19 protein-coding genes and 1 riboswitch are annotated in these 20,733 nt (G+C 74.0%); of the genes, 11 read left to right on the top strand and 8 right to left on the bottom strand.

Annotation, left to right across the window (positions count from 1 at the left end):
- Positions 1 to 5 precede the first annotated feature (5 nt).
- From IF45_RS0117450 to IF45_RS0117415, 8 genes are all read left to right on the top strand, one after another.
- Entirely contained in the window at positions 6 to 674 is a 669-nt protein-coding gene (locus IF45_RS0117450; RefSeq protein WP_030308275.1) for a potassium-transporting ATPase subunit C, read from the top strand.
- 47 nt (positions 675 to 721) lie between these two features.
- On the top strand, positions 722 to 1,405 hold the full coding sequence (locus tag IF45_RS0117445) for a response regulator (RefSeq protein WP_008406727.1): 684 nt from the start codon (positions 722 to 724) through the stop codon (positions 1,403 to 1,405).
- Between the two features lie 35 nt (positions 1,406 to 1,440).
- Positions 1,441 to 3,966, top strand: coding sequence for a DUF4118 domain-containing protein (locus IF45_RS0117440; protein WP_030308273.1), 2,526 nt, complete (start codon positions 1,441 to 1,443; stop codon positions 3,964 to 3,966).
- Between the two features lie 246 nt (positions 3,967 to 4,212).
- On the top strand, positions 4,213 to 5,598 hold the full coding sequence (locus tag IF45_RS0117435) for an MFS transporter (protein ID WP_030308271.1): 1,386 nt from the start codon (positions 4,213 to 4,215) through the stop codon (positions 5,596 to 5,598).
- On the top strand, positions 5,595 to 6,707 hold the full coding sequence (locus tag IF45_RS0117430) for a phenylacetaldoxime dehydratase family protein (protein ID WP_003950976.1): 1,113 nt from the start codon (positions 5,595 to 5,597) through the stop codon (positions 6,705 to 6,707). The genes IF45_RS0117435 and IF45_RS0117430 overlap by 4 nt, the downstream gene beginning before the upstream one ends.
- A gap of 1 nt (position 6,708) precedes the next feature.
- Complete coding sequence (locus tag IF45_RS0117425) at positions 6,709 to 7,704, top strand: LysR family transcriptional regulator (RefSeq protein WP_015507071.1); 996 nt, start codon at positions 6,709 to 6,711, stop codon at positions 7,702 to 7,704.
- Positions 7,701 to 8,648 (top strand): carbon-nitrogen hydrolase family protein, encoded by a 948-nt coding sequence (locus IF45_RS0117420; RefSeq protein WP_003950974.1) that lies wholly within the window; start codon positions 7,701 to 7,703, stop codon positions 8,646 to 8,648. The genes IF45_RS0117425 and IF45_RS0117420 overlap by 4 nt, the downstream gene beginning before the upstream one ends.
- Before the next feature lie 165 nt (positions 8,649 to 8,813).
- On the top strand, positions 8,814 to 9,233 hold the full coding sequence (locus IF45_RS0117415) for an Asp23/Gls24 family envelope stress response protein (protein WP_003950973.1): 420 nt from the start codon (positions 8,814 to 8,816) through the stop codon (positions 9,231 to 9,233).
- A 144-nt stretch (positions 9,234 to 9,377) separates the two neighbouring features.
- Here IF45_RS0117415 and IF45_RS0117410 read toward each other — a convergent pair whose 3' ends face one another.
- Together IF45_RS0117410 and IF45_RS0117405 are read right to left on the bottom strand one after the other, a co-directional pair.
- Positions 9,378 to 10,142, bottom strand: a complete 765-nt coding sequence (locus tag IF45_RS0117410; RefSeq protein ID WP_003950972.1) for a CbtA family protein — start codon at positions 10,140 to 10,142, stop codon at positions 9,378 to 9,380.
- A 22-nt stretch (positions 10,143 to 10,164) separates the two neighbouring features.
- Entirely contained in the window at positions 10,165 to 10,383 is a 219-nt protein-coding gene (locus tag IF45_RS0117405) for a CbtB domain-containing protein (RefSeq protein ID WP_003950971.1), read from the bottom strand.
- Positions 10,384 to 10,425: 42 nt separating this feature from the next.
- A riboswitch (adenosylcobalamin (AdoCbl) riboswitch) is annotated at positions 10,426 to 10,518 on the bottom strand.
- Positions 10,519 to 10,699: 181 nt separating this feature from the next.
- Between IF45_RS0117405 and IF45_RS0117400 the strand changes: the two genes are divergently transcribed.
- Positions 10,700 to 11,311: a histidine phosphatase family protein gene (locus IF45_RS0117400; protein WP_030308269.1), complete on the top strand. Its 612-nt coding sequence runs from the start codon at positions 10,700 to 10,702 to the stop codon at positions 11,309 to 11,311.
- Between the two features lie 8 nt (positions 11,312 to 11,319).
- On the opposite strand, the gene IF45_RS0117395 is transcribed toward IF45_RS0117400, so the two are convergent.
- Positions 11,320 to 12,063 carry an NADPH-dependent F420 reductase gene (locus IF45_RS0117395; protein ID WP_256251080.1) on the bottom strand — a complete coding sequence of 248 codons (744 nt, stop codon included), beginning with the start codon at positions 12,061 to 12,063 and terminating at the stop codon, positions 11,320 to 11,322.
- A 180-nt stretch (positions 12,064 to 12,243) separates the two neighbouring features.
- Between IF45_RS0117395 and IF45_RS0117390 the strand changes: the two genes are divergently transcribed.
- On the top strand, positions 12,244 to 12,798 hold the full coding sequence (locus IF45_RS0117390) for a glycoside hydrolase family 25 protein (protein WP_003950968.1): 555 nt from the start codon (positions 12,244 to 12,246) through the stop codon (positions 12,796 to 12,798).
- A 79-nt stretch (positions 12,799 to 12,877) separates the two neighbouring features.
- Here IF45_RS0117390 and IF45_RS0117385 read toward each other — a convergent pair whose 3' ends face one another.
- The 5 genes from IF45_RS0117385 to IF45_RS0117365 form a co-directional block, all read right to left on the bottom strand.
- The gene (locus IF45_RS0117385) at positions 12,878 to 13,498 is read right to left on the bottom strand and encodes an ADP-ribosyltransferase (protein ID WP_015507073.1); all 621 of its coding nucleotides are present in this window, start codon (positions 13,496 to 13,498) and stop codon (positions 12,878 to 12,880) included.
- Between the two features lie 404 nt (positions 13,499 to 13,902).
- Positions 13,903 to 14,361: an ATP-binding protein gene (locus IF45_RS0117380; protein ID WP_018893499.1), complete on the bottom strand. Its 459-nt coding sequence runs from the start codon at positions 14,359 to 14,361 to the stop codon at positions 13,903 to 13,905.
- 347 nt (positions 14,362 to 14,708) lie between these two features.
- Positions 14,709 to 15,476: an enoyl-CoA hydratase/isomerase family protein gene (locus IF45_RS0117375; RefSeq protein ID WP_003950965.1), complete on the bottom strand. Its 768-nt coding sequence runs from the start codon at positions 15,474 to 15,476 to the stop codon at positions 14,709 to 14,711.
- 104 nt (positions 15,477 to 15,580) lie between these two features.
- Positions 15,581 to 16,837: a L,D-transpeptidase gene (locus tag IF45_RS0117370; protein WP_015507074.1), complete on the bottom strand. Its 1,257-nt coding sequence runs from the start codon at positions 16,835 to 16,837 to the stop codon at positions 15,581 to 15,583.
- 197 nt (positions 16,838 to 17,034) lie between these two features.
- Positions 17,035 to 18,207, bottom strand: coding sequence for a L,D-transpeptidase (locus IF45_RS0117365; RefSeq protein WP_037638183.1), 1,173 nt, complete (start codon positions 18,205 to 18,207; stop codon positions 17,035 to 17,037).
- 343 nt (positions 18,208 to 18,550) lie between these two features.
- Between IF45_RS0117365 and glgX the strand changes: the two genes are divergently transcribed.
- Complete coding sequence (gene glgX, locus IF45_RS0117360) at positions 18,551 to 20,710, top strand: glycogen debranching protein GlgX (protein ID WP_174905217.1); 2,160 nt, start codon at positions 18,551 to 18,553, stop codon at positions 20,708 to 20,710.
- Positions 20,711 to 20,733: the final 23 nt, after the last annotated feature.

The raw sequence follows: 20,733 nt of genomic DNA, 5'->3' as shown, positions 1-20,733 counted from the left end.
CCGCCATGACCAAGAACTCCGTGCGCCGCTCGGCGCGCCTGCTCGGGGCGGGGCTGCGCGCCCTGCTCGTCCTCACCCTGGTCTGCGGCGTGCTCTACCCGCTCACCGTCACGGGCGTCGCCCAGGCCCTCTTCCCCGGCCGGGCCGACGGCTCGAAGACCGGGGACGCCGAGGGCCGCGTCGTGGGCTCCGCCCTGATCGGCCAGCGCTACGACCTGCCCGGGAAGGCCGGGGAGGAACCCCGCCCCGACCTGCGCTGGTTCCAGCCCCGGCCGTCCCGGGGCCTGGGCGCCAGCACCGTCAACACCCGGTACGAGCTGCTGCTGTCCGGCGCCACCAACCGCTCCGGGGACAACCCGGAACTGCTCGCGTGGGTGAAGGCAGCCAGGGCCGCGGTGGTCCGGGAGAACTCCACCGCCACCTACCGGGTGCGGCCGGCCGACGTGCCGCCCGACGCGGTGACCTCCTCGGGCTCCGGGCTGGACCCGCACATCTCCCCCGCGTACGCCGCGCTCCAGGTCCACCGGGTCGCCGCGCGGAACGGCCTGACGGTGCGGGAGGTCGAGCGGCTGGTCGCCCGGCACACCGAGGGCCGGACGCTCGGCTTCGTCGGCGAGCCCCGCGTCCACGTCCTGGGGCTGAACACGGCCCTGCGCGACCTGGCCCGGAACTGACCGGCCGGCGGGAGACCGCCCGCTCCCCGAGAAAGGAGGAACCGGCCATGGCCCGGGTGCTCGTGGTGGAGGACGACGCGCAACTGGCGCGCGCCCTGCGGATCAATCTGGAGGTGCGCTCCTACGAGGTGGCGGCCACCCGGGACGGGGACGGCGCGCTCCGGCTCTTCGCGGCCGGCGAACCGGACGCCGTCCTGCTGGACCTCGGTCTGCCGGACACGGACGGCGTCGAACTGATCAAGGCGATCAGGAGCCGGAGCCGGGCGCCGATCCTGGTGCTCTCGGCGCGCCACCTGTCCGGGGAGAAGGTCCGGGCGCTGGACGCGGGCGCCGACGACTACGTGACCAAGCCGTTCAGCATGGACGAACTGCTGGCCAGGCTGCGGGCGGCCACCCGCAGGCGCCGGGCGACGGCGGAGGCCGAGGCGCTGACGGTGGTGACCACCGATCACTTCACCATCGACCTGTCGGCCAAGAAGCTGCTCCGCGAGGGCCACCCGGTCCGGCTGACCCCGACCGAGTGGCACCTGCTGGAGATCCTGGCCGCCAGCCCCGGCCGCCGGGTCTCCCAGCGCGCCCTGCTGCTGGAGGTCTGGGGCCCCGCCTACGCCGAGAACACCAACTACCTGCGGGTCTACATGGCCCAGCTGCGGCGCAAGCTGGAGGCGGACCCGTCCCGTCCCCGGTACCTCATCACCGAGCCCGGCCTCGGCTACCGCTTCGAGCCCTGACCCGGCGCCCCCACAGGAAGAACGGAAGAACCGGCATGGGACGCGGAAAGCTGCGGATCTACCTGGGCGCGGCCCCGGGCGTCGGCAAGACGTACGCGATGCTCTCGGAGGCCCACCGCAGGGCGGAGCGCGGCACCGACGTGGTCGTCGGCCTCGTCGAGCACCACCGGCGGCCGCGCACCGAGGCGCTGCTGCGCGGGCTGGAGGTGGTCCCGCGCCGCACCCGCGCGTACCGGGGCGGCAGCTTCGCGGAGATGGACCTCGACGCGGTCCTGGAGCGGGCCCCTGCCGTCGTCCTCGTGGACGAGCTGGCCCACACCAACGTCCCCGGCTCCCGCCACGGCAAGCGCTGGCAGGACGTCGAGGAGCTGCTGGCGGCGGGGATCGACGTCGTCTCGACGGTCAACATCCAGCACCTCGCCTCGCTGGGCGACGTCGTGGAGTCGATCACCGGGGTCCGCCAGCGGGAGACGGTCCCCGACGAGGTGGTGCGCCGGGCCGACCAGATCGAGCTGGTCGACATGGCGCCCCAGGCGCTGCGGCGGCGGATGGCGCACGGCAACATCTACCAGCCGGAGAAGCTGGACGCCGCCCTCGCCCACTACTTCCGCCCCGGCAACCTCACCGCCCTGCGCGAACTGGCCCTGCTGTGGACGGCGGACCGGGTCGACGAACACCTGCGGCGGTACCGGGGGGAGCACCGGATACGGGCCACCTGGCCGGCCCGGGAACGCATCGTCGTCGGGCTGACCGGCGGCCCCGAGGGGAGCACGCTGATCCGCCGCGCCGCCCGCCTCGCGGAGAAGGGCGCCGGGGGTGAGGTGCTGGCCGTGCACATCGCCACGAGCGAGGGACTGCGCGCGGCCTCGCCGAGGGAACTGGCCCGGCAGCGGGCCCTGGTGGAGGAGGTCGGCGGGACCTTCCACCACGTCATCGGGGACGATGTGCCGTCCGCGCTGCTGGAGTTCGCCCGGGGCGCCGACGCCACCCAGGTCGTCCTGGGGGCCAGCCGCCGCAGGAGCTGGCAGTACCTGCTGGGCCCCGGCGTCAGCGCCACCGTCGCCCGGGACTCGGGCCCCGACCTCGACGTGCACATCGTCACGCACGACGCCGTCGCCCGGGGCCGGGGGCTGCCGACCGCCCGGGGGGCGCGGCTGGGCCGGGCCCGGGTCGCCTGGGGCTGGGGGGTGGGGCTCGGCGGTCCGCTCCTGCTCACGCTGCTGCTCGGCGGCGTCCTCCCCGACGTGGGGCTCACCAACGACATGCTGCTCTTCCTCACCGCCACCGTCGCCGCCGCCCTGCTCGGCGGGATGCTGCCCGCGCTCGCCTCGGCCGCCGCCGGCTCCGTCCTCCTCAACTACTTCTTCACCCCGCCGCTGCGGGAGCCGGCCGTCGCCGATCCGCGGAACGTGGTCGCCCTGGTGATCTTCGAGGGGGTGGCCGTCTCCGTCGCCTCGGTCGTCGACCTCGCCGCCCGCCGCACCCACCAGGCGGCCCGGCTGCGCGCCGAGTCGGAGATCCTCTCCTTCCTCGCGGGCAGCGTCCTGCGCGGGGAGGACTCCCTCGACGCCCTGCTGGCACGGCTGCGCGAGACCTTCGCCATGGAGGCGGTGGCCCTGCTGGAACGCGGCGGCGACGGCGCCCCGTGGAGCTGCGTGGCGGCGGCCGGACAGGAGCCGCCCCGGCGCCCCGAGGACGCCGCCGTGGAGATCCCCGCCGGCGACGGCCTGGCCCTCGTGCTCAGCGGTCGCGCGCTGCCCGCCGAGGACCGCAGGGTGCTGAGCGCCTTCGCCGCGCAGGCGGCCGTCGCCCTGGACCGGCAGCGCCTGGTCGGCCAGGCCGGGGAGGCCCGCCGGCTCGCCGAGAGCGAGCGGTTCCGCACGGCGCTGCTGGCCGCCGTCAGCCATGACCTGCGCACGCCCCTCACCGGGATCAAGGCGTCGGTCAGCTCCCTGCGTTCGGCCGAGGTGGAGTGGTCCCGGGAGGACCGCGCGGCCCTGCTCGAAGGGATCGAGGACGGGGCCGACCGGCTGGACGCGCTGATCGGCAACCTGCTGGACATGTCCCGCCTCACCACGGGCACGGTCGTCCCGCTGCTGCGCGAGACCGGCCTGGACGAGGTGGTGCCCCGGGCGCTCGCCGGGGTTCGAGAGGGCAGCGTCGTCCTGGACGTCCCCGAGTCGCTGCCCCTGGTCACCGTCGACCGGGGGCTGCTGGAGCGGGTGGTCGCCAACCTGGTCGAGAACGCGGTCAAGTACAGCCCCGGGGACAGGCCCGTGCTGATCTCCGCCGGCAGTCTGCGCGACCGGGTGGAGCTGCGCGTGGTGGACCGGGGTCCCGGGGTCCCCGACGCGTCGAAGGAGCAGATCTTCGAGCCCTTCCAGCGGCTGGGCGACGCGCCGCGCGGCGCCGGGGTCGGCCTCGGCCTCGCGGTGGCGCGCGGTTTCACCGAGGCGCTCCGGGCCACGCTCACCGCCGAGGACACCCCCGGCGGCGGGCTGACGATGGTCCTCGGCCTCCCCCGCGCCGACGCCGGCGAGGCGTCCGGGCAGCGCGCGTAGCCCTCCCGGAAACCTCACCGGCACAGACGCCACCTGCCCCTTTACCGGATTGTGTCGTTATCGATGCCGTCGATGTCGCACATGACCGGTATTTGTTTTCCTGAACGCGCTGCCGGACGTACGTTCGTGCTCCCGGCCCCGCCACTCCCCCGACGGCGCGGCCGGCCTCCCCCCTCTTCCGTGCACCCACGACCCCTTGACCGTGCCCGGCGCACCCCGTGAAGGGCGCCGGGCCAGGAGGCCAGCGTGTCTGTTTCCCCGTCCTCGCCGTCGGCCGAGGCCGACACCCCGACCCGTGCCGAGAGCGACTGGAGACCCCAGGGCGGGCAGTTCCGCTCCTTGCGGGCGGCCGTCGCCGGCAACGTGCTGGAGTGGTTCGACTGGACCCTCTACGCGATCTTCTCGACCTACATAGCCGCCCACTTCTTCGACAAGGCGGACGGCTCCTCGGCACTGCTGTCGACGCTGGCCGTCTTCGCCGTCGGCTTCCTCGCCCGGCCGCTGGGCGGGCTGGTCTTCGGCCGGCTCGCCGACGCCCGGGGCCGTAAGACGGTGCTGGTCGTCACCATCACGATCATGTCCGTCGCCTCCCTGATGATCGCCCTGGTCCCCGGGTACGAGCAGATCGGCGTCTGGTCGTCGGTGCTGCTGCTGGTGGCGCGCCTCGCGCAGGGGCTCGCGCACGGCGGGGAGTCCGGCGTCTCGTACACCTACGTGTCGGAGATCGCGCCGCCGCGCCACCGCGGGCTCTGGTCCAGCTCGGTCTTCTTCGCGGTGACGCTCGGCGTGATGCTGGCGACGGCGCTGGGCGCGGTGAGCACCGCGGCCTTCGGCGAGGACGGCATGGCCTCGTACGGCTGGCGGGCGGCGTTCGTCCTCGGCGCGGTGCTCGGGCTGCTGGTGCTGTGGCTGCGCAAGACGGCCGAGGAGACCAGCCGCTTCACCGAGGGCGAGGCGGAGCCGGACGCGGTGCGGCCACGCCTGTCGAAGGGCCAGGCGTTCCGCACCGGCCTGCTGGTGGTCCTGCTGGCCTGCGGCCACAACTGCGCGTACTACGTGTGGGCCACCTTCGCCCCGTCGTTCGCGATCTCCTCGCGCGGGATGGACGCGCAGAGCGCCTTCGTCGCCAGTCTGCTGGCGCAGGCGGTGGCGCTGGTCATGCTGATCGGCTGGGGCGCGCTCTCCGACCGCGTCGGCCGCCGCCCGATGATCATCGCGATGGGCGTCGCCGCGATCGTCCTCTACTACCCGCTGTCGCTGCTGATCAGCGACGCCCCGTGGACGCTCTTCGTCGCCCAGACCGTCGGCATGGGCGTGTGGGCGATGGGCGCCGCGATGTACCCGGCGTTCATCTCCGAGCTGTTCCCGACCCACACCCGGGCCGCCGGGGTCGCCTTCGCCACCTCGGTCTCGGTGGCGCTCTTCGGCGGCACCGCGCCGTACCTCATGACCTGGTTCGACCAGTCCGGGATCGGCTGGGGCTTCTGGATCTGGGTCGGGGTGCTCTCCTCGCTGGCGATCCTCGGTGGCACCCTCGTCCGGGAGACGAAGGGCATCGACCTGGGCGCGGTCACCTCGCCGTTCCGGGAGCGCGGCCCGGCCCGTACCGAGCAGGAAGGCGCCACGCGATGAGCTGGACCCCCGACTACCCGCGCACCGTTCCCGAGCGGCGCCCGCCCGGCCACCGGCCCCGGGCTCCCCGCTGGACCCTCGGCTTCGACGCGCCGCTCTCCCTGGTGACCAGCGACTACCTGGCGCTCCAGTGCGCCGGCCCCGACGACCCGGCCGTCGGCCCGTTCCTGGAGCGGGTCCGCGCCTGCCACACCGGGCGGGACGGCGCCGACGCCCCCGAGGCGTGGGAACTGCTCTCCTTCACCGACGAGGCGGGCCGCCACAACCTGGTCCACCTCGGCTACTGGCGGGACGCGACCTCCCACGCCCGCTGGCTCGCCACCGCCCCGCTGCCGCGCTGGTTCGCGGAACTGGACGCCGCCGCCGTGCCGTTCGGCGCCTGGCACGAGGTGGTGCAGGTGCCGCTGGACCGGGTGGAGACGATCTACTCCGACCCGCGCCGCGCCTTCGGCCTCGCCGCCTGCCCAGGGACCCGGCGCGAGTCGATGACGGTGAACGGCTACTTCGGTGCCGCCCGCGACCGGCTCCCCCTCTCCGCGATCGACCCGCTGGAGGCGGCGGTCCCGCACCGCCGCCGGGCACGCCCGGCCGCCTCCGAGGGGCGCCGGCTGCGCGCCGAGTGCGGGCACAACACGGCGGTGATCCGCTCGGGCCAGTACTGGCAGCAAGCCGAGGGCGAGCAACTGGCCGACTACACCGAGGCGCTGGAGCCCAAGCTGATGGCGGGCATGGCCCACCTGCGCGAGGCGGCCGACGCCGAGGGCACTCTGTCGCTGCGGGTGATGACCAGCCTGGACCGCGAGACGCTGCGGCCGCTGCGGGAGACCTCGGTGCTCGGCCACTTCCACACCCTCGCCGCGCTGGAGGGGTGGGCGGCCGGGCACGCCACGCACGCCGCGATCTACGAGCACGCCATCGCCAAGAACCGGCAGTACGGCGAGGCCCGCACCGTCGTCACCTGGCACGAGGTCTTCGTCCTGCCCCGCACCGCCGCCTTCGCCTACGTCAACTGCCATCCGGCGACGGGCATCCTGCCCTACGCCACCTCGGTGCTGGCGGTCGAGCCGGACGGCCCGGCGGGCGACTCCCCGGCCGCGTACGGGGGTTGAGGTGGCCGCCGACGATCCCGTGACCGACCTGCGCGGGTACGACCTGAACCTGCTGGTCGTCCTCGCGGTGCTGCTGCGGGAGCGGAACGTGACCCGGACCGCCGAGCAGCTGCACATGTCGCAGGCGGCGGTGAGCGCGGCCCTCGGGCGGCTGCGCAAGCTCTTCGGCGACCCGCTCTTCGTCCGCGCGCCCGGCGGGATGGCGCCGACCGCGCGGGCGCGGAGCCTGCAAGGCCCCGTCCGCCAGGGCCTGGACAGCCTGAAGGTGGCGATCGCCGGCGAGCCGGAGTTCGACCCGGCGCGGGACGCCGCCGTCTTCCGGCTCGGCATGTCCGACGACCTGGAGGCGCTGCTGCTGCCGGAGCTGATCGCGACGGTGACGGCGGCGAGCCCGGCCTCCTCGGTCTTCTGCCTCCAGGCCAACCGGATGACCGTCGCCGACCTGCTGGACTCCGGCGGCGCCCAGGTCGGCGTCGCCGCCTCGGCCGCCTGGGGCCCGGACATCCGCAGCCGCACCCTCTTCGAGTCGGGGTACGCCTGCCTCTACGACCCGGTGGCGGTCGGCAGCCCGGCTCCGCTCACCCGGGCCGCCTACCTCGCCCTGCCGCACGTGATGATCTCGGCCGACGGCACCCGCGGCGTCGTCGACGACGTGCTGGACGCCGAGAACCTGACCCGGCGCCGGGTCGCCTCGACGGCCCACTTCGCCATGGCACCGCTGCTGCTGGCCGGGACGGCCTCGGTGGCGACGATGCCCCGGCACGCCGCCGAGGTCCTCGGCGCCCGCTTCGGCCTCCAGGTCTGCGAACCGCCCATCACCCTGCCCCGGTTCACCGTCTCCGCGCTCTGGCACCGCAGCAGCTCCGGCGACCCCCGGGTGCGCTGGCTGGTCGAGACCCTGGGCGAACTGGCCCGCACCCTGATGCCGCCGCCCGGCGGCACCGACTCCCCCGCGCCCTGGGACGGGGCGCCCTCGATGAACGGAGACCCCGTATGACCAGAATCGCCGTCGCCCAGCTCGGCTCGGTCGCCTTCGACGCCGCGGCGACCGTCCGCAAGGCCGTCGCCGCGCTCGCCGAGGCCGCCGCCGAGGGGGCCGAGGTGATCGTCTTCCCGGAGGCGTTCCTCGGGACGTACCCGAAGGCGCTGTCGTTCGGCTCGCCGGTGGGGCGGCGGACCGAGGAGGGGCGGGACGAGTTCCTGCGCTCCTGGGAGGCGGCGGTCGAGCTGGACGGGCCGGAGCTGGCGGCGGTCGCGGAGGCCGCCCGTGAACAGGGCGTTTTCGTGGTGATGGGGATCATCGAGCGGGCCGGCCGCACCCTGTACTGCACGGTCGTCATGATCGACGAGCGGGGCCGCCTCGCCGGGCACCACCGCAAGGTGATGCCGACCGGCGCCGAGCGGCTGATCTGGGGCTTCGGCGACGGCTCGACGCTGCCGGTGGTCGACTCGCCGGCCGGGGCGCTGGGCAGCGTCATCTGCTGGGAGAACTACATGCCGCTGCTGCGGGCGGCGATGTACGGGCAGGGCGTCGAGGTGTACTGCGCGCCGACCGCCGACGACCGCGAGACCTGGCTGCCGACCATGCGCCACATCGCGCTGGAGGGCCGCTGCTGGGTGGTGACGGCCTGCCAGGTCATGCGCCGCTCCGACTACCCGGACGACTACGCCGCCCTCTTCGCCACCGAGCCGGACGACGTGCTGATGCGCGGCGGCTCGGCGGTCGTCTCCCCGCGCGGGGAGGTGGTGGCGGGCCCGGTCTGGGGCGAGGAGACCCTGCTGTACGCGGAGATCGACCGCGCGGAGATCGTCCGGCAGAGCCTGGACATGGACGTCACCGGTCACTACGCCCGGCCGGACATCTTCTCCCTGGCCGTGGACACGGCCCCCAAGCGCCCCGTCACCTACGGGAACGGGACCGCCGGGCCCGCCCCGGCCTGAGCGGCGGGGACCGGCCCGCCGCTCACTCGAATGGCGGGCCGCTCCACCCCGTCGCAGACTGGGAGGGAAGCGCGCAGAAGGCCGCTTTCGCGACATCGCGGCCGGTCCGTCGCCGACGGGTCGGCGGGTGGAGCGTGACCGCGCGAGCGCAGTGAGGACAGCCGTATGGCCGAGAACGGTGCGGACCGCAACGGTCCCGTCAAGGGCAGGACCACCATTGCCGACTCGGTGGTGGCCACGATCGCCGGTATCGCCGCCCGGGAGACCTCCGGGGTCTACGCGATGGGCGGCGGCATGAAACGCGCGCTGGGAGCCGTGCGCGACCGGGTCTCCAGCAGCAGCGACCCCACCAGGGGCGTCAAGGTCGAGGTGGGCGAGAAGCAGGCCGCCGTCGACCTGGACATCGTCGTCGAGTACGGCGAGTCCATCTCCGACGTGGCCCGCCAGATCCGCTCCAACGTCGCCCGGGCCATCGGGCAGATGACGGCGCTGGAGGTCGTGGAGGTCAACATCGCGGTGGACGACGTGCACATCGAGGGCGAGGAGGACGAGGACGAGGAGCAGTCCACGTCCCGCGTCCAGTGACCGGGCCGGGCCACCGGGCCCCCTCGGTCCGCCAAGCCCGCGCACGAGCGCGGGTACGGCGGTGGAGCGGACGGCGCACGCGGCGGGGTCCCTGCCGGGCAACGGCCCGGCGGGACCCCGCTGTCACGTGCGTCCGGTGCGCGGTCAGGCCGCCACGGTCTCCGCGGGCCGGGGGCGCGCGGACTCCGGGGTGAGCAGCCGCTCCGCCAGCGCCCCGAAGACCAGGCCGAAGACGGTCCACAGGACGGCCTGCACGGCGAGGGTGGCGAGGCGGAACTGCCACAGCAGCTGGCCCGGGAAGTCCGGCCCGACCTCGTTGTACGAGGGCAGGAAGACGTAGGCCAGGGTGACCGCGAGCAGGAAGGCGGCGCCGGCGGCGACGGTCGCGTTCCAGTTGCCGAGGCGCGGGGCGAGCCGGCGGCCGAGGAGGACGGCGCCGACCGCGAGCAGCACGCTGAGCAGCACCAGCAGGAAGAAGAGCGCGGTGCGTTTCCCGATGGTGTCGCCGTCGCCGACGGCCGGCGGGTTGGCCGGGTACTTGAGGAACGGCACCACGTAGACCGCGATCAGGCCGCCGAGGGCGACGAAGGCGGCGGTGGCGCGCGGGCCGAAGCGGCCGATCCGGCCGAGGGCGACGCAGAAGGCGATGGCCGCGATGCCGCCGATGGCGACGCCGAAGACCAGGACGCCGGTGGCGAGGCCGCCGGTGGCCTGCAGGGCGCGGCTGACGAGTTCCTCCTCGCCGCCGCCGTGGTCGTGGTGGCCGCCGGCCGCGTGCTCCTCCAGCGCGATGGCGGCGTCCACCCGGGACTCACCGAGGAAGTACGCGACGAGCAGGGCGGCGACGCCGGCCGCGAGGCCCGCGAGCATGCCGCGGACCAGCAGGGCGCGGACCGAGAGGGTGTTCATGGGTTCCGGTTCCCCTCTTCGCTCAGTGGCAGGGGAAGCCGAGGAGGTGGCGTCCGTCGTGGACCCACTCGTGGATGCCCTCGCCGGAGACGAGGGCGGTGGCGCCCTGTTCGGCGCCGACGAAGTAGAGCAGGACCAGGGCGAGGAGGCCGATGAAGACCGCCCACGGGGCGATGGCCTTCAGCGAGAGGGGGGTGATCGCGGGTATGCCCGCGTCGGCGGGGGCGACTGATTGCGCCATGACAGCTCCTGTGGGAACACGCGTCCCGATCGTGGTGCCTGGGACGACCGGGGGCGGGTCTGACTTCCCGCGTCTCGCGGGTACACAGTGGCGCGACCGTGCCGGATTCCCACCGGCTTCCGTCCGCCCGTCGTCATGAACGAGGGGACCATACCGCCGCTGTCGCCCCCACCGCTACGGCCACTCACCAACTGGACCCCTCTGGCCAGGCGTGATGTGGTGCTCATGACCAACTGAGGGTGGCGGGCGCCCCCGCGCGCACCGCCCGGGACGCCGGACGGGAGCACTGAGGGTGACGACGCCGACCTTGCGGGTGATGCTGGTCTCACCCGCCCTCAACCCGGCCCTGCGCGAGGCCCGCTTGGACGGCGACACCCCGCTCGACCCGTCCGGCGCCCGCGCCGCCCGCACGGCCGCCCCGCACCTGCCCGCCGCCGACCGGTACGCCGCCGGGGCCTCGGGCCGCTGCCGCGCCACCGCCCGCGAGCTGGGCCTGGGCGCGCCGGACGACCTCCAAGTGGCGCCCGCGGGATGGCAGTTGGGCCGCTGGTCTGGGCTGCGGCTGGACGAGGTCGCGGCCGCCGAGCCGGAGGCGGTGGCCGCCTGGGCGAGCGACCCCGGGGCCGCCCCGCACGGCGGGGAGAGCCTCGACGAGCTGCTCGACCGGGTGGGCGCCTGGCTGGACGCGGGCGCGGGGAACGGCGGGAGCGGGCCCCCGGCGCGGGGCGTGGTCCGCCTGCTCGCCGTGGTGGAACCGGCCGTCGTCCGCGCCGCCGTCACCCACGCCCTGACCCTCCCGCCCGCCGCCTTCTGGCGCCTGGACACGGGCCCGCTGACCCTGACCACCCTCACCGGCCGGCCGGGCCGCTGGAACCTGGCGACCGGCCGGCCCCTCGCCCCGGCCGGAGCGGCACGCGGCGAGGGCTGACCCCCGGGTCAGGCGCGGAACTCGGCCGGACGCTCCGGCCGGGCCTCGTCCAGCAGGCGGCGGACCTCCTCGGCGTCGCCCCGGCTGCCGTAGACCGGGGTGCCGGGCTGCTGGCGCCAGGAGTCGTCGAGGGTGCCGGTGTCGACGGTGTCGAAGCCGAGGGCGTCGATGAGGTCCCGGACGACCTGCTTGGCGGCCGGGTCGTCGCCGGCGACGGGCAGGGCGTGGCGGTGCGGGGTGCCGGGCGCGGTGGGGCGGTCCAGGAGGTCCTGGGCGTAAGTGCCGTTGAATGCCTTGACCACCGGGTGGCCGATCCGGGCGGAGACCCAGCGGCTCTCGGGCAGGCCGTCCTCGATGGCGTCGATCCGGCCGTCCCGCTGCTGCGGGTAGTAGTTGTTGGTGTCGATCACGACGGCGCCGGGCACGGCCCCTTCGAGGAAGCCCTCGGGCAGGTCGGGGACGTTCTTCAGCGGGACGGTGACGATGACCAGTTCGGCGCCGTCGGCCGCGTGGGCCGCCTCGGCGGCGGTGGCCCCGGTCTCCTCGGTGAGGGCGCCGAGCGTCTCGGGCGAGCGGGAGTTGGCGACGGTCACCTGGTGGCCGAGGGCGGTGAGGCGGCGGGTGAGGTTGCCGCCGATGTTGCCCGCTCCGATGATGCCGATCCTCATGTCAGACCTTCCGACGGTGCTGCGGTGGGCGGACGCCCGCACGGCGCGTCCGGCGGCCCCCGGCGGGGGCTCCTGACAGGCCATCAACGGGACGATGCCGACCAGCTATTCCCGTCCATCTCCGCATTCCTCACCCCTCATCACCCTTTCGAGGGGCGTGAGCGGCGCATCGGACGCTCCAAGGCGGCGTGGGGGCGTCGGCGGGACCTTCCCGGGTAGGCCGAGGGGACGAGAGCGCACCGGCGACCACAGGAGGCAGGGACCGTGCTGCACGGCATCGACATCAGCTCCCACCAGAAGTCGTTCGAGACCGACGGGGTCGACTTCGTCTTCATCAAGGCGACCGAGGGCAGGTCCTACGTCAGCCCGCAGCTGGCCGACCAGACCAAGCGGGCCCGCGACGCCGGATGCACCGTCGGCTTCTACCACTTCCTCTGGCCGGGCAACATCGAGGCGCAGGCGGAGTATTTCCTCGCCAAGACCGAGGAGCGCGAGGGCGACCTGCTCGCCCTCGACTGGGAGCGCACCGGCGACGGCACCGCCGCCACCGGCAAGGAGAAGGACGCCTTCCTCCGCGAGATCAAGCGGCTCCGCCCGGACCACCGCGTCCTGCTCTACTGCAACCGCGACTTCTGGCTCAACCGCGACACCACCTCCTACGCGGGCGACGGCCTGTGGATCGCGGACTACGTCACCAAGGGCAAGCCCCGCATCAAGGCCGACTGGTGCATCCACCAGTACACGGACACCCCGCTCGACCAGAACGTCGCCGACTTCGGCGACCGCGAGGAGCTGACGGCCTGGGCACGCCGGGGCTGACCTCCGGCGGGACGACCCCGTACGCACGAGGTCGCCCGGAACCAGCAGTTCCGGGCGACCTGTCACCGCACCCCGCGCGTCAGCGGCGGCGCCAGGGGCGGTACTGGGGGTTGTCGACGCACTCGCCCATGATCTCCTGCTTGGCGGCGCGGTCGATCGGACAGGCGCCCACGATGAACTCACTGCGGATACCGCCCGCGAAGGCCACCTCGCGCTGCTCGGCCCAGCGGTGGGTGTCGCCGATGGTGCGGTTCACGTCGATGCCGCCGGGGGCGTCGATGTAGTAGTTCCAGTCGCTCTTCCACTGCTTGTACAGGTCGTGGTCGTACGTGGTGGAGACGTACGGGGAGGGCTGGTTGACGAGGACGTACGCCTCCAGGTCGTACTGGCCGTTCACGGTGTCCTTCGGCAGGAAGCCCTCGTCGAAGATGACGGCGGGCGGGCGGCCGTCGGCGCGGTAGAGCTGGGAGCAGTTGTCGCGGAAGGCCGGCTCGGGGGTGATGCGGCCCGCGTCCACCCGGGGGTCGGCGGCGGCCGTCAGCGGGTCCTCGACGACCGGGCAGTTCGCGGCGGCGGCGCGGGGCGCGGCCGGGGCGGCGGGAGCCGCGGGCTCGGCGGCGGAGACGGCCGGGGCGGCGAGCAGCGCGGACAGGGACAGGGTGAGCGCGGCGGCACGGCGGCGCAGACGGGTCATGATCACGCGGGCACGATCGGGGACGGCGCACCCCGGGGCGGGGACCGTCACCTGATGGCGGTGTGTCGCGGGCGCGAAGCTGACGACCGGCGGCGGCCACCCGTCCCGATCATGTCAATCGGCAGGATTTCCCGCCTCACGCCTGCCTTTCCTGCGGCGCGTGGCCGACCTCACCATAGATTTTCGAAGCGATGCCCGGAATTGCCCGCTTTTACCCTCTTCGGCCTTTTGGCCGCGAGGACACCTCTCTGCCATAGTCGGGGACACGGCCCCCATTGACCCGGGCGAGGCTGTCCTCGACGTCGCGGACCACACCCCCTTGTCCGCGGCGTTCCCAGAAACCCCCGCAGCGCCCCACCGACGGCGACAGGGGGTTTCTGCGTATGCGGGGCCCGGCGGACCCGGCCGGCTCAGCGGTCGATGACGCGCAGCTCGAACCAGACGTACTTGCCGATGGGCAGCAGGTCGGCGCCCCAGCGGTCGGAGAGCTTGTCGACCAGGAAGAGACCGCGGCCGCCGATGTCGGTGGGCCGGACCGGCAGCATGCAGGGCAGGCCGCGCGAGGGGTCGCGTAACTCGACCTTGATCCGGCCGCGGGTGCGGGTGATGCGCAGGCCGAAACGGCTGGCGCCGGTGTGCAGGACGGCGTTGGAAACCAGTTCCGAGGCGAGCAGCACGGCCACCTCGCTCAGCTGGGGACTCAGCCCCCACTGGTGGATGACGACGAGCCGGGTGAGCCGGCGGACGGTGCGCGCGGCGTCGGACCGCGAGGGGATGGTCACCTCGTGATCGGCCGGACTGCCGTACTCCGCCAGCGCCTCGCGCGCCTGCTCGTCCTCCACGGCCGGCCCTCGCCGGTCCGCGACCATGCCGCCTCGTCGCTGCGGCTGCTCGATGCCCTCCAACCCCGCCATGCGCACCATCATGGCGGCCGATAGGGCCGTTCGGGCCCGTTCCCGAGGAATAGGACCCGCCTCTCGGGAGGGACCCTGTCGGCTCCGGACATATGCCGTGGGCATAGCAGGGGTGGAAAAGTACGGGCTGACCTGTGCTTACACACCGTCCGGGCGCGGTCACCGGAGGTCATGTGCGCGGCGGACGGCGGCGGGGCCCGCACCCCCGAACGGGGGTCTCGGGGGTGCGGTTCACCCTTGGGGCGGTCAACTCCGCGCCTCTTCGCGCGAGTTGACATGACCCCGGCCGGTCCGGGGAGGGGTCAGAGGAACTGGGCCTTGCCCGGGCCGTCCTCGACGAAGCTGCGCATCCCGCGCTCCCGGTCCTCGGTGGCGAACAGCCCGGCGAACCAGGTGCGTTCGACGGTGAGCCCGGTGTCGATGTCGGTCTCCAGCCCGGCGTCGACCGCCTCCTTGGCGGCGCGCAGCGCGAGGGCGGGGCCCTTGGCGAGCCGCGCGGCCCAGGCGCGGGCCGCCTCGTACACCTCGGCGGCCGGGACCACCTGGTCGGCGAGGCCGATCCGCTCGGCCTCGTCGGCGCGGACCTGGCGGCCGGTGAAGATGAGGTCCTTCGCCTTGGACGGGCCGATCAGGCGGGGCAGCCGCTGGGTGCCGCCGGCGCCCGGGATCAGGCCGAGCAGGATCTCGGGCTGGCCGAACTTGGCGTTGTCGGCGGCGATCCGGTAGTCGGCGCAGAGCGCCAGTTCGCAGCCGCCGCCCAGGGCGTACCCGGTGACGGCCGCGACGACCGGCTTGGGGATGCGGGCGATGGCGGTGAACGCCTCCTGGAGGCCGCGGGAGCGCGCGACCATCGCCGCGTGGTCCATCTCCCGCATCTCCTTGATGTCGGCCCCGGCCGCGAAGACCTTCTCGCCGCCGTAGAGGATCACGGCGCGTACGTCGTCGCGGTGGGTCACCTCCTCGGCGAGGGCCTTGAGGCGGTCCTGGACGGCGATGTCCAGGGCGTTCATCGGAGGGCGGTCGAGCCGGATGGTGCCGATGCCGTCGGCGACGTCGAGATGCACAGTCATGGCGGGCAGGCTATCGGCCGCCCCGCCGGCCCCATCCGTACCCCCAAGAACGCCGACGGGCCCCGGCCTGGTCGTCGGCCGGGGCCCGTGTGCGGGACGGAGGGTCAGCGCTTGGGCTGCGGGTTCCACTTCTCCCAGTCGAGGTTCCAGGCGTTGAGCCCGTTCCACCACTGGATCTTCTTGTCGTCGGAGTTCTTGACCACGACCACGTCGCCGATCATCGAGTTGTCGTAGAACCAGGCGCCGGGGGCCTTCTTGTCCCAGCCGCCGCGGGTGTCGCGCAGGCCGACGCAGCCGTGGCTGGCGTTGTAGTTGCCGAAGGCGCCGCCGGACCAGTAGTTGCCGTGGATGAAGGTGCCCGAGGTCGACAGGCGCATCGCGTGCGGCACGTCCTTGATGTCGTACTCGCCGCCGAAGCCGACGGTCTCCCCGTTCATGCGGGTGACCTCGTGCTTCTCGGTGATGACCATCTCGCCGTTGTAGGTGGTGGTGCCGGGGGCGCCCGCGGTGATCGGGATGGTCTTGAGGACCTTGCCGTCCCGCTCGACCTTCATCGTCTTCTTCTTGGCGTCGACCGTGGAGACCTGCGAGCGGCCGATGGTGAAGGAGACCTCCTTGGCCTGCTCGCCGTAGACCCCGGGGCGGCCCTCGACGCCGTCCAGGTTGAGCTTGACGGTGACCTTGGTGCCCGGCTCCCAGTACTCCTCGGGCCGGAAGTCGAGCCGGTCGTTGCCGTACCACTGCGAGCGGATCTCGACCTTCGGCTCGGCGGTGACGGTGACCGCCCGCTCGACCGCCTCCGGCGCGGTGATGCCCCGGGTGAAGCGGAGCGAGACCGGCATGCCGACGCCGACCTTGGAGCCGTCCTCCGGGGTGAAGTGCCCGACGAAGGTGTTCTCCGGGACCAGCGTGGTGAAGGTCTGGTCCTTGGCGGACTCGCGGCCCTCACCGTCCTTCGCCACCGCGTGCACCCGGTACTCGGTGGCGGCGGCCAGGTGGTGGGCCGGCTTCCAGGAGGCGCCGTCCTTGGCGACGGTGCCCTCGATCTCGTTGCCCTTGGTGTCGGAGACCTTCACCGAGGAGAGCTTGCCCTGCTCGGCGGTGACCTTCAGCGCCCCGCTGGTCGCCACCGACTTGGCGCCGTCCTTCGGCGCGATCGACACGACCGCCTTCGACGGGGCCGTCCTGTCGGCCGCCGCCGGCTTGCCCCCGCCCCCCTTGCCGTCCTCCGCCGCGCCGTCCCCGCCGGAGCCGCAGGCGGTCAGCGCCACCAGCATCGCCCCCAGCACGAGGCTCGTCGCGCCCCGCGTACGCCTGGCGCGCACGCCAACCGACGCCCCCGATATCGGTCGCCCGTTCACAGTCTTTCTCCCCTCGCACGGCCTGCCCCCAGGCCCGCACTCGCGGCGCGTGATCCGCGCCCGCCCAGCGCCGCTCCCGGATCGGTCACGGGGGCGGCACCGGTTAGATAACCACACAGCTCAGGGGGGTGACCCCGGAGGGATGTCACCGTTCGGTCCCAACTGGCGCAAGGGCGTGCCCACAGGCCGTGCGAAGGTCAGCCGAGTGCCGAACCGGCCCGCCACGCACGCCAGTCGAGGTTCCAGCCGCCCAGCCCGTTGTCGGGCGCCACGGTCCGGTCGTCGGAGTTGACCACCTCCACCACGTCCCCGATCAGGCTCCGGTCGTAGAACCAGCGGGCCGGGGTGGCGCGCCCCCCGCCCTTGACGTCGCGCAGCCCGACGCAGCCGTGGCTGACGTTGCCGTGGCCGAAGACCGAGGAGTCGGCCCAGTAGTTGCCGTGCAGGAAGGTGCCCGAGCGGCTGAGGCGGATCGCGTGCGGCACGTCCGGGATGTCGTACTCGCCGCCGAAGCCGACCGTGGAGCCGTCCATGCGGGTGACGTCGAGCATCTCGGTCACCACCATCTTGCCGTTGTACGTGGGGGTTTCGGGCGCGCCGGCGGTGACCGGCACCAGCGCCGGCTCCTCGCCCTCGCGGACCACCCGCATGGTGTGCGCGGCCGCGTCGACCGTGGAGACCTGGCTGCGGCCGACGGTGAAGGTGAACGCCTTCCGCTGGAGGCCGAAGACCCCGGGCGCCCCCTCGACGTCGCGCAGCGCGAGGTCGACGGTGACCTCGGTGCCGGGACGCCAGTACTCCTCGGGCCGGAAGTCGAGCCGGTCGCGGCCGAACCAGTGGCCGGCGACCGGTACCTCGGGGTCGGCGGTGACCCGCACCGCGCGCTCCACCGCCGCCCGGTCGGTGATCTCCCGGCTGAACTCCAGCGAGACGATCATGCCGGTGCCGACCGTCGCGCGGTTCTCCGGCGTCACGTAGCCGATGAACCGCTCCTGGGGCACCACCGTGGTGAAGGAGGCGTGCCGGGCCGCCCGGCGCCCGCCGTCCGAGGCGACCGCGTCCACGGTGTACCTGGCGGCCAGCGCCAGCGCCCCGTCCACCGGCCGCCACCGCCGCCCGTCACCGGAGAGCTCGCCGGGGACCTGCTCCTCGCGGGCGTCCCGCACCCGGACCACCTTCACCGACTCCAGCCGCCCCCGGTCCACCCGCACCTCCAGCCGCCGGTCGGGACCGACCTCCACGCTGCCGTCCGAAGGGGTGACGGTGATCCGCACCGGCCCGCCGGGACCGCCCCCGCCCGCCGGATCGTCGCCCGGGCCCTCCCCCGCCCCGCACCCGGCGAGGCCCGCCACCAGGGCCAGCACCGCCACCGCTGCCGCCGCTGCGCGCCGCACGCGCGCTCTGTCGTTCTTCACGACGGATGCAACGACGGGCCGCGCCTGGGGAAACGTCACCCCAGTGCGCGCCGCCACTTCGGCCCAGTGACAGTACGAAGCCCGCGGCCTGGGCAGTAACAGAGGAACAGGACCGGGTACGGGCGGCGGCCGGGACCCGTCGGTGCCGTGCCGGTCCGATTCGACCGCGGGAGGCCGGCAGGTGTCGAGCGCAGCCGAACAGCGAACCCTCCAGGACGGGCCGGGCGGGGCAGGGCCCCCCGCGCCCACCCCGTACCCGAGCGGGCCGTCCCGCTCCCCGGGCGCCCCGGGTGTGCCGGTGTGGCCCGGCGCCCCCCATCCGCTGGGCGCCCGCCCGCGCACCGGGCCCGGCGGGGTCAGGGGCACCAACTTCGCGCTGTGGGCGGGCGGCGCCGAGGCGGTGGAGGTCTGCCTCTTCGACGAGGACGGCCGGGAGACGCGCTGCCCGCTGCCCGAGTTCACCCACGGCATCTGGCACGGCTTCCTGCCGGGCGTCGGCGCCGGCCGCCGGTACGGCTACCGGGTGCACGGCCCCTGGGACCCGTGGACCGGCGCCCGCTTCAACCCGGCCAAGCTCCTCCTAGACCCCTACGCCCGCGCCGTCGACGCCCCGCGCGGCGCCGACTACCGGCGGCTGCCGCCCGAGGTCTACGGGCACGTCCGCGACTGGCCCCAGCAGGAGTACGCCGACACCGTCCGCGACGACCGGGACTCGGCGCCGTACGTCCCCAAGGGCGTCGTCGTCCAGGACGACGGGCCCGACGAGTGGCGGGACGACGTGCGGCCGAAGACGCCGTGGGCCGACACCGTCATCTACGAGCTGCACGTGCGCGGCTTCACCATGCGCCACCCGGACATCCCGGAGGAGCTGCGCGGCACCTACGCGGGGCTCGCCCACCCGGCGGCCGTCGCCCACCTGGTCGAGCTGGGAGTGACCGCCGTCGAACTGCTGCCGGTGCACCAGTTCGCCCACGAGGACCACCTGTTGCGGCGCGGGCTCGGCAACTACTGGGGGTACAACTCGCTGGGCTGGTTCGCGCCGCACGCCGCCTACGCCGCGGGCGGCAGCACCGGGCAGCAGGTCGGCGAGTTCCGCGCGATGGTCCGGGCGCTGCACGCGGCCGGCATCGAGGTCGTCCTCGACGTGGTCTACAACCACACCGCCGAGGCCGGGGAGCTGGGCCCCACCCTCAGCCTCAAGGGCATCGACAACGCCGGGTACTACCGCCTCCAGCACGACGCCCGCCGCTACGCCGACTACACCGGCTGCGGCAACACCCCGCACGTGGTCCGGCCGCACGTGCTGCGGCTGATCACCGACTCGCTGCGGTACTGGGTCACCGAGATGGGCGTGGACGGCTTCCGCTTCGACCTGGCGGCGGCGCTGGCCCGCTCCTTCCACGACGTGGACATGCTCTCGCCGTTCCTCGCAGTGATCGCCCAGGACCCGGTGCTGCGCCGGGTCAAGCTGATCGCCGAACCGTGGGACGTCGGCACGGGCGGCTACCAGGTGGGCGCCTTCCCGCCGCTGTGGACCGAGTGGAACGACCGCTACCGCGACGCCGTCCGCGACTTCTGGCGCGGCGCCCTGCCCGACGTACGCGACCTCGGCTACCGGCTCTCCGGCTCCAGCGACCTCTACGCCTGGGGCGGCCGCCGCCCGCACGCCTCCGTCAACTTCGTCACCGCCCACGACGGTTTCACCCTGCGCGACCTGGTCTCCTACGAACGCAAGCACAACGAGGCCAACGGCGAGGAGAACCGCGACGGCACCGACGACAACCGCTCCTGGAACTGCGGCGCCGAGGGCGAGAGCGACGACCCGGCCGTCACCGCGCTCCGCCACCGCCAGCTCCGCAACCTGCTGACCACCCTGCTGCTCTCCACCGGCGTCCCGATGCTCACCGCCGGCGACGAGATGGGCCGCACCCAGGGCGGCAACAACAACGCCTACTGCCAGGACGACGGGACGAGCTGGGTCGACTGGTCGCTGCGCGAGGACCCGGACTGGGCCGGCCTGCTGGCCCTGACCCGCCGGCTGATCGCGCTGCGCCGCGCCCACCCCGTCCTGCGCAGCCGCTCCTTCTTCGCCGGGCGGGCCCAGGCCGAGGACGGGCTGCGGGACCTGGCCTGGTTCACCGCTCGGGGCACCGAGATGACCGAGGACGAGTGGTACGCCCCCACCGACACCCTCGCCCTCTACCTCTCCGGCCGCGACATCCCCGACCAGGACGAACGCGGTACGCCGGTCACCGGGGCCAGCTTCCACATCGTGCTGCACGCCGGGCACGCCCCCGTCGAGGTCACCCTGCCGGGCACGCCCTGGGCCGCCCGGTACGAGGTGGCCGTCGACACCGCCGCCGAGGAGCAGGCGGCGGAGCCGGGCACCGCGCACCCGGGCGGCGCCACCGTCACCGTGCCGGGCCGCTCGGTGCTGGTGCTGCGGGTCGTGGAGTGAGCCGGGCGTACGCGCCGGGACCC

The sequence above is a fragment of the Streptomyces albidoflavus genome, from assembly GCF_000719955.1.
GTDB lineage: Bacteria > Actinomycetota > Actinomycetes > Streptomycetales > Streptomycetaceae > Streptomyces > Streptomyces albidoflavus.
The sequence above is the reverse complement of the archived record's forward strand: the minus strand, read 5'-3'. Positions and strand labels throughout refer to the sequence as shown.